We start from the raw sequence: 7651 nt of genomic DNA on the forward strand, positions 1-7651 counted from the left end.
CTCGACTACTTGCGGACGCTTATGAATAGAGACCCTATCATTGATGCGACCACGAGTCTCGTCAGTCAGCCTTTGACGGTAAGGTTTGGCTTTACGTCTTAAACACTGCCATAACCCGCCACCTTGTCTTTTGTCTGTCCATAGGTAGCGATAGATACTCATGTGGCTGATACCGCCATGGACGCCTGCTATTTGTTCCGGACTCCAACTCTCTTTGAGCTTATCTGTGACCCAGTGCCAGACGTGAGCGACAATAGTGAGGGCGTTGTTTGCATGCCTCAATTTAGCCTTATCGTCTGCATGCTTTGGTCGGTAACCTCGTAGGCTTTTATTGCGTCTAAGCTCTCTTGATATGGTGCTGGGACTTCTGTTTAATTTGCCTGCTATAAATTTAATACTGTGTTCGGCCCCTTTAAGGGCGTAAATCTGATATCGTTCCCCTAGGCTTAGATGTGTATAGCTCATGGTTGCAATCTCACTTTGGTGGTGGATAGAAACTGTGATGCTAGCGCATCTAGGCCTCTTTTTCACCTGCTGTTTGAAATTGCACTTCACGTGTTAATCTAAGAAAATAAATAAAAAGCAGAAGCCAAAAAATGGAACTTCTGCTTTTTTATACTTCTTCTAGTATGAAGTTCTGAGTTATCTGGCTAAGTAGCCTTGATAGCGCTTCGTTAATTTTTTCACTCGAATGCGATCACTAATCAATGAGAATATCGGTGATGCGTTTGGTTTAGGCGGCTTACCTTCTCCCATACGTCGCAGTTGGCGCTTGACCACTGCCATCGTGGCAATAGCACTCAAGGTTTTGTCCTTCCATTGTACCCTTGGGTTGTGAGCGCTGAGTTGCTCATCTTTTTTCCAGTCATTGGGCAAAGAAGGATTCATGGCTAAAGCTGTTCCCATTCCGATAACATCGATACCGTGAGTCAATACGTCTTCCGCTATCGCTAAACGCCTGACACCGCCCGTGGTCATAATAGGCATAGTGGCCACTTGCGCAATATCTTTTGCGAAGTCCAAAAAGTAGGCTTCTCGCTGCAAGGTTCGGCCATCAGCGGTTGACCCTTGCATTGCTGGGCTTTCATAACTGCCGCCAGACAACTCGACCAAATCAACGGCCAGCGTATTCATCGCCAGAATAACGGTTTTTGCATCATTGGCATCGAAGCCACCACGCTGAAAATCAGCCGAATTTATTTTTACGGCTACCGCAAAGCTAGGGGCAACTTGAGCACGAACAGCCTTGATAACGGCAATCAATAAGCGCATACGGTTCTCAATAGATCCGCCATATTCATCTTCACGTTTATTGGTTAGTGGCGATAAAAATTGAGAGATTAGATAACCGTGAGCGGCATGAATTTGCACGCCATCAAAGCCTGCTTGTTCTGCTTTTACAGCGGTATCGACGAAGCGCTGAATCAGTTGCTCAATATCTTGGTGGGTCATGGCTCTAGGCTTACTAAATAAGTGAGAGTGCTTTCCCAGATTAAGAGGCACATCAGAAGGAGACAACACATCGCCTCCCATAGCCGCATATACTTGGCGGCCAGGGTGATTAATCTGCATCCAAACTTGGGTATTCTTCTGCTTGGCAGCTTGAGCCCAAGCTTTGAAAGGGGCTACATCACTGTTTTTTTCTAATACGATACCACCTGGACCAGTCATAGCGCGGCCATCGACCATTACGTTACCTGTGATTAATAAGCCTGTACCGCCTTCAGCCCAGCGCTGATACAAGCGCAAAATAGCAGGGCCAGGAATTTGTCCTTCATCGGCCATATTTTCTTCCATGGCGGCTTTGGCTAGGCGATTGGGGAGACTGGCACCACAAGGGAGTAAAAAAGGAGTGAAAACTGCTGACGTCATAATGGCAACCTAACGGTGTTGTTTTGTGAAAAATAAGTTCTGCTATGAATTAAACTATAGACTTATAGTTTAAATGACTATAGCCTTATAGTCGAAGTAATCTTTATAAATTTATAATCGCTTTATGTAACCTCAAACAAGTTACTTGAACTTTGATTCAATCATTTACTAGACAGGGATAGATCAGATTTGAATGCACTAGCACAGCAAAATCCAAAAGCGCTGACAGCAGTATCAGTACCAGTAGAATCGAAGCGCGAGCTGGCAAAAGCCAATACGCGTCAAGCGCTATTGAAGAGTGCATTACAGCTCTACAGCTTGGAGGGCGCTTGTGGTATGAGCATGAATAAAGTCGCTAAAGGCGCAGGCATCGCTCAACCCAGCTTTTACAATCATTTTGATAGCATGGATGCCCTGCAAAATGAATTAAGCGCACAGTTGAAAGACAATTATTTATCATCCATGCGTATGGCTTGGGTGAACATGATAAAAGATTATGATTCGTTGAATAAAGAACAGTTCAGTCAGCGTTGCCAGCAGTGCCTAACCCTAATTTTTGACTCGGCGTTTAAAAACATTGCCTTGTTTCAACATTTGATCGAAGACCGCCCGCGTTGTAATACAAAGCTAGAAAACCTAGTCAACGAGGATTTAGAAAATAAAGGCTTATTAAACAAAGGCCTAGGAAACTTAATTACAGAAATACAAGAAGAGTGGACGCACATATTTATTCAGGGGTTACAATTATCCAAGCGTTCTTTTGAGCGTACTGAGGTGAATCTCTGTGTCGATATCGCTAGTGCACAAGTCCATGAATTAATACTGGGCTGTCATCAAGAGCGCTACTCAAGACAACAAGCTATCACCATTTTAAGTACGAATTTTAACGCACTCTTTATCCATTTTTTTGCACGCAAGTAACGCCAATCAAAAGTAATTTAAATATCGAAAACTAGGATCAACACAGAATAAAAGGGAGCACGACAATGACTAAAGCAGCCACAGCGACTACAACTAATGAGCAAACACACTTTAGAACCTGTAACTTATGCGAGGCGATGTGTGGTATTGAAATAAAGCATGATGGCAACAAAGTCTTGTCAATTAGAGGGGATAAAAACGATCCTTTCTCTGAAGGCTATATTTGTCCGAAAGCGACGGCTCTGCAAGATTTGCATGAAGATCCTGACCGCTTGCGCCACCCTGTCGAGAGAACCGCTAACGGCTGGAAGAAAATTAGCTGGACGGACGCCCTAGATAAAGTGGCTGCAGGTATTCAATCAGTACAGAAACAGCACGGTCAAAACGCTCTTGGTATTTATCTGGGGAATCCGAACGTGCATAACTTGGGAGGCATGTTGACGGTTAAGCATTTACTACACAGTATAAAAACGCGTAGTCGCTTCTCTGCCACCTCAATCGATCAATTACCGCATCACATTGTGAGCATGCATCTATTTGGTCACATGCTGCGCATTCCTGTACCTGATGTCAATCGTACCCAGTATATGCTGATTATTGGTGGTAATCCGCTCGCCTCTAACGGCAGTATTATGAGCGCGCCGAACATGCGCCAGAAGCTAAAAGATATCAAAGCACGTGATGGTAAAGTGGTGGTGATTGACCCAAGACGTACGGAAACAGCAGATATTGCCAGCGAACATCACTTTATTCGCCCAGCGACTGATGTCTTATTGTTGCTGGCCATGTTGAATGAAATCCACTTACAAGGTTATGCTAAAGAACATGCCAAAAATAATAGAGCGGCGGCTTTAGCGCCAGAAATCGACCGTATCGCATCTTTCGCTGAAGATTATACCGCCGAGTCAGTGGCAAGTATTACTGGCATTACGGCCGTTGAAATCAAACGTCTAGTGAAAGAGTTTTGTGAGGCTGAAAGTTCAGTCTGCTATGGCCGCATGGGCATATCGGTGCAAGAGTTCGGGTTATTAAGTCAGTATCTGTCTATGATAATCAATATCGTGACAGGTCGCTTGGATGAAGTTGGCGGTTTAATGTTCCCTAACCCTGCGGTCGATGTCGTTAATAATTCGGGCCCAGGCTATCTAGGTAAGCGGCTCAGCCGAGTAAGTAACTTGCCCGATTTTAATGGCGAGTATCCGGTAGTGGCTATGGCTGATGAGATGCTGGTAGAAGGTGAAGGGCAATTGAAGGGATTCATCAGCGTCGCTGGTAATCCTGTATTAAGTACTCCCAATGGTGAAAAATTAGACAAAGCCTTTTCGCAACTGGACTTCATGGTAGCGTTTGATTACTACGTTACTGAAACCAGCCGTCATGCCAACATAATTTTGCCGCCAGTATCCCCACTACAGCGTGATCATTACGACCTTACCTTTAATGGTTTTGCCATTCATAATGTGGCGAAATATTCGAAGGCATTGTTCAGTAAGAAAAAGAATGAAAGACATGATTGGCAAATTTACCTAGAGCTTGCGAAACGCTTGAATAAAAAAGTGCCTTTGGCAACCAAAGCCGAGCGTATGTTAATCAAGGTTTTAGGGCCGAAATTCTTGCTTGATCAAGGTTTGAGACGTGGTCCTTATGAAGGCATGACGTTAAAGAAGCTGAAAAAAAATCTTCACGGTATTGATCTAGGACCTTTAAAAAGTATGTTACCGCAAGCCTTAAAGCACAAAGATAAGAAGATTCATCTTAATGTTGATTTTTATCAAGCAGATTTAGACCGTGTGAAAGAGATGATGCAGCAATATGACGACAGTCAGATTCTACTCATTGGCCGTCGTCATGTGCGTAGTAATAATTCATGGTTGCACAACAGCCATCGATTAGTAAAAGGCAAGTCACGCTGTACCTTGATGTTGCATCCTGAAACGGCGCAGCAGCATAGCATTGAGCATGGGCAAGACGTAAAAGTCACCTCTCGAGTAGGCAGCGTTGTTATTGCAGCAGAAGTCACCGATGAGCTCATGCCAGGGGTTGTGAGTATTCCGCATGGCTGGGGTCATGGTCGCAAAGGCGTTAAGCAAAAAATTGCCCAAGCGCATGCAGGCGTCAGCGTCAATGATCTGACGGACGATACCTTAATCGATCAGTTGAGTGGTAATGCGGCAGTGAACGGCGTACCGGTGCAATTAGAGGCAATCAAGGTAGAAGCAGATGAGCTAGAGACAAATGAATTAGAGGCTACTGAACTTGAGGCACTGGGTTAAGTGGCATTGATCTAGAAGTTAGAAGGCTCATCAATAATTTAAACTGAAAAGGCGCTTACCTATAGTAAGCGCCTTTTTTACGTTTGTTATTCTTTCTATTGTGCCTAAGCTATTGGGCTAAAGTCGTTCGTTAAACTGGTATTTATTAAGCCTTTATACCAATAAAATCAAAATCGACTGCTGGTACTTCACCTTGCATCAATAAACTAATCGCTTTTGCTGATCCGCAAGCGTGCGTCCAACCAAGCGTTCCATGGCCAGTATTTAACCATAAATTATCAAAGGTAGCATCCTTATTATGACTACCATGACGAACTTGACCGCAGTGCGCGCGCCCAATTAATGGCACATTCGATGGGGTCATAGGGCGTAGTCCTGCCCAGTATTCAACGGAATTAGCGATAATACCTTTAGGGAATAGCTGCTGTACGCGGTGAGTAATAGCTTCGCAGCGCGTGGTATTCAAATCTAAATTATAGCCATTAAACTCTGCCGTTCCCGCCACCCGCAATTTATCACCTAGGCGCGACATGACCAGTTTATATTCATCATCAATAAGGCTAATAAAGGGGGCTAAATGCGGCGCACGTGGATTGACTTTATAGGTAGCTGAGTAGCCCTTAGCAGGGAAGATAGGCAGATGAATACCCAAGGGTTTGACCAAAGGCACGCTATAGCTGCCCAGTGCTAATACATGACTGTCTGCACTAAAGGTTTGGGCGTTTTCACCTTTTGGATGAATGGTAATACTATGTACATGTGGACGGGTAGAATGGGCGTCAGCATTGAGCGCTATAATCTCGGTATCGTACATAAACCGCACGCCAGCTTTTACGCATCTTTCCGCCAGTCGTTGAGTAAATAAGTGCGCATTACCTGATTCATCGCGGCTAGTATAAGTCGCGCCAGTGAGCTTGTGAGCGATAGGGTAGAGTGCTGGTTCTAGACTGACCGCATTACTGATATCGATTAAGTGACGCTCGCAGCCTAATTCCTGCATGCGCTTAGTCGGTGCAATGGCGGCATTAAACTCAGTCTGACTGGTATAAAAGTGCATGATACCGCGCGCTTGCTGTTCGTAATTAATACCAATATCAGCGCGCAGCTGTTGCAAAGTATCTCGTGAATATAATCCGAGGTGCACCATTTGTACCAGATTGGCATCTGCTTTGTCCGCGCGGCATTCTTGCAAAAATTGCATAGCCCACTTGAGCTGTGCCTTATCTGCGCGCAGTCGATACAGTAGTGGCGCGTCCTCTTTAAACAGCCACTTGAGTGCTTTTAATGGGGTTGCGGGATTTGCCCAAGGCGTGGCATGTGATACCGATATCTGTCCGCCATTGGCAAATGACGTCTGCATTCCTGCTGCTGACTCACGATCAATCACTGTCACGTCATAGCCAGCTTGCCGAAGATACCATGCGGTGGTCACGCCCACCACGCCTGCTCCGAGTACTGCAATATGTGTCATATCACTCTCTATAGTTAAGACAGTCAAGCTCATGTAAATCCACTACGGTGTCAAACTTGCTTGCTGTAATATGCGTACTATCTGCGCTCGACTTTCTTGTATCAGAATAATTTGGTTTCGACTAGATTCGGACGTTATTTAATATCTGCCAACTATGTTCTACTTAAGGCGGGCAACATCGGCTTGTAGAGCTAGCGGTAATTCCATTATTGTTAAATCACTGTCAGTAAGATGTTCTGGACGAGCCACTACTAGCGCTTCAAAACCCTGCTGGGTATCTTGGCCGTTTGCTATCGCATTGACCACTTGAATTTTACCCAGTTTTTCGCCTTCTGCTGGTACGTCGCTTGACCCTTGTACATAATGTAAAAATGCTTTGGGTGCCGATTTAAAATAAATACGGGCGATAACTTCTTGCCCTAAATAGCAGCCTTTATCGTAATCCATACCGCCACGTTGATGCAGACGCAACTCTTGCGGTTGAAACTCGCCTTGGGTAGTGCTTGTTATCCAGTAGTTGCCCATTGCGATACTAGATTGCATCCACGCTTGAGTATCCTCTGGCGTATTATGGGTGTCTTTATGGCTAAAGGTGGGCTCATCTGCAAGTACGCAAGGGTAAATCGGTGTCGGCGCGCTGGTTTCAAACTTCGAAAAGGCACCATATTTATTGAGATGCGCTTTTAAGCCGTCAGCACAATCGGCACTGATAACCACATCATAATGCTTTTCGGCTTGTTTCTTAATCCAAATACCAAATTCAATACGACCTTTTAGGTTACCGATAGCGGCTGCTTGATAACTGAGGCCGAGTTTGGTCACATCACAAGTTAACTGGCCTTGTAAGAATTTTTCGGCGTCGTCGCCTTGGATAGTCAACTGTTGAAACTGCGGCATAGGAGAGGGGTTCAAAGAATCATTCATATTTTTTATCCTTATTATAAAATTTAAGTACTCAATATTTAAGTACTAATTTAAGTATTGAAGTAATACCAAACCCATAATATATAGTATAATTCAGCTATGACTATACCAACATATACCCTAAAAGATCATGACTTTGGCAAACTCTCGAAGACCGAGAGTAACCCCAGAGCTCGCCAACGTCTCCTTA

At 44.5% G+C, this 7651-nt stretch carries 6 protein-coding genes; 2 read left to right on the forward strand and 4 right to left on the reverse strand.

What is annotated here, in order from left to right; genetic code table 11:
* Positions 1 to 465: IS30 family transposase (locus JMX97_RS13365; protein WP_201558905.1), on the reverse strand; the 465-nt coding region annotated here is incomplete at its 3' end.
* A gap of 177 nt (positions 466 to 642) precedes the next feature.
* Positions 643 to 1872 (reverse strand): NADH:flavin oxidoreductase/NADH oxidase family protein, encoded by a 1230-nt coding sequence (locus JMX97_RS13370; RefSeq protein ID WP_201558906.1) that lies wholly within the window; start codon positions 1870 to 1872, stop codon positions 643 to 645.
* A 189-nt stretch (positions 1873 to 2061) separates the two neighbouring features.
* Between JMX97_RS13370 and JMX97_RS13375 the strand changes: the two genes are divergently transcribed.
* Complete coding sequence (locus JMX97_RS13375; protein ID WP_201558907.1) at positions 2062 to 2793, forward strand: TetR/AcrR family transcriptional regulator; 732 nt, start codon at positions 2062 to 2064, stop codon at positions 2791 to 2793.
* Between the two features lie 65 nt (positions 2794 to 2858).
* Positions 2859 to 5066: a molybdopterin oxidoreductase family protein gene (locus JMX97_RS13380; protein WP_201558908.1), complete on the forward strand. Its 2208-nt coding sequence runs from the start codon at positions 2859 to 2861 to the stop codon at positions 5064 to 5066.
* A gap of 145 nt (positions 5067 to 5211) precedes the next feature.
* On the opposite strand, the gene JMX97_RS13385 is transcribed toward JMX97_RS13380, so the two are convergent.
* Together JMX97_RS13385 and JMX97_RS13390 are read right to left on the reverse strand one after the other, a co-directional pair.
* Positions 5212 to 6537 (reverse strand): D-amino acid dehydrogenase, encoded by a 1326-nt coding sequence (locus JMX97_RS13385; RefSeq protein WP_201558909.1) that lies wholly within the window; start codon positions 6535 to 6537, stop codon positions 5212 to 5214.
* Positions 6538 to 6696: 159 nt separating this feature from the next.
* Entirely contained in the window at positions 6697 to 7461 is a 765-nt protein-coding gene (locus tag JMX97_RS13390; RefSeq protein ID WP_201558910.1) for a YgfZ/GcvT domain-containing protein, read from the reverse strand.
* Between the last annotated feature and the right edge of the window lie 190 nt (positions 7462 to 7651).

The organism is Psychrobacter sp. 72-O-c (assembly GCF_904846605.1).
In the GTDB taxonomy this organism is placed as follows: domain Bacteria; phylum Pseudomonadota; class Gammaproteobacteria; order Pseudomonadales; family Moraxellaceae; genus Psychrobacter.

Bases quoted from the DNA above. Each gene is read 5' to 3' on its own strand.
- JMX97_RS13370 (WP_201558906.1), bottom strand. From the start codon at position 1,872: ATGACGTCAGCAGTTTTCACTCCTTTTTTACTCCCTTGTGGTGCCAGT.
- JMX97_RS13380 (WP_201558908.1), top strand. From the start codon at position 2,859: ATGACTAAAGCAGCCACAGCGACTACAACTAATGAGCAAACACACTTT.
- JMX97_RS13385 (WP_201558909.1), bottom strand. From the start codon at position 6,537: ATGACACATATTGCAGTACTCGGAGCAGGCGTGGTGGGCGTGACCACC.
- JMX97_RS13390 (WP_201558910.1), bottom strand. From the start codon at position 7,461: ATGAATGATTCTTTGAACCCCTCTCCTATGCCGCAGTTTCAACAGTTG.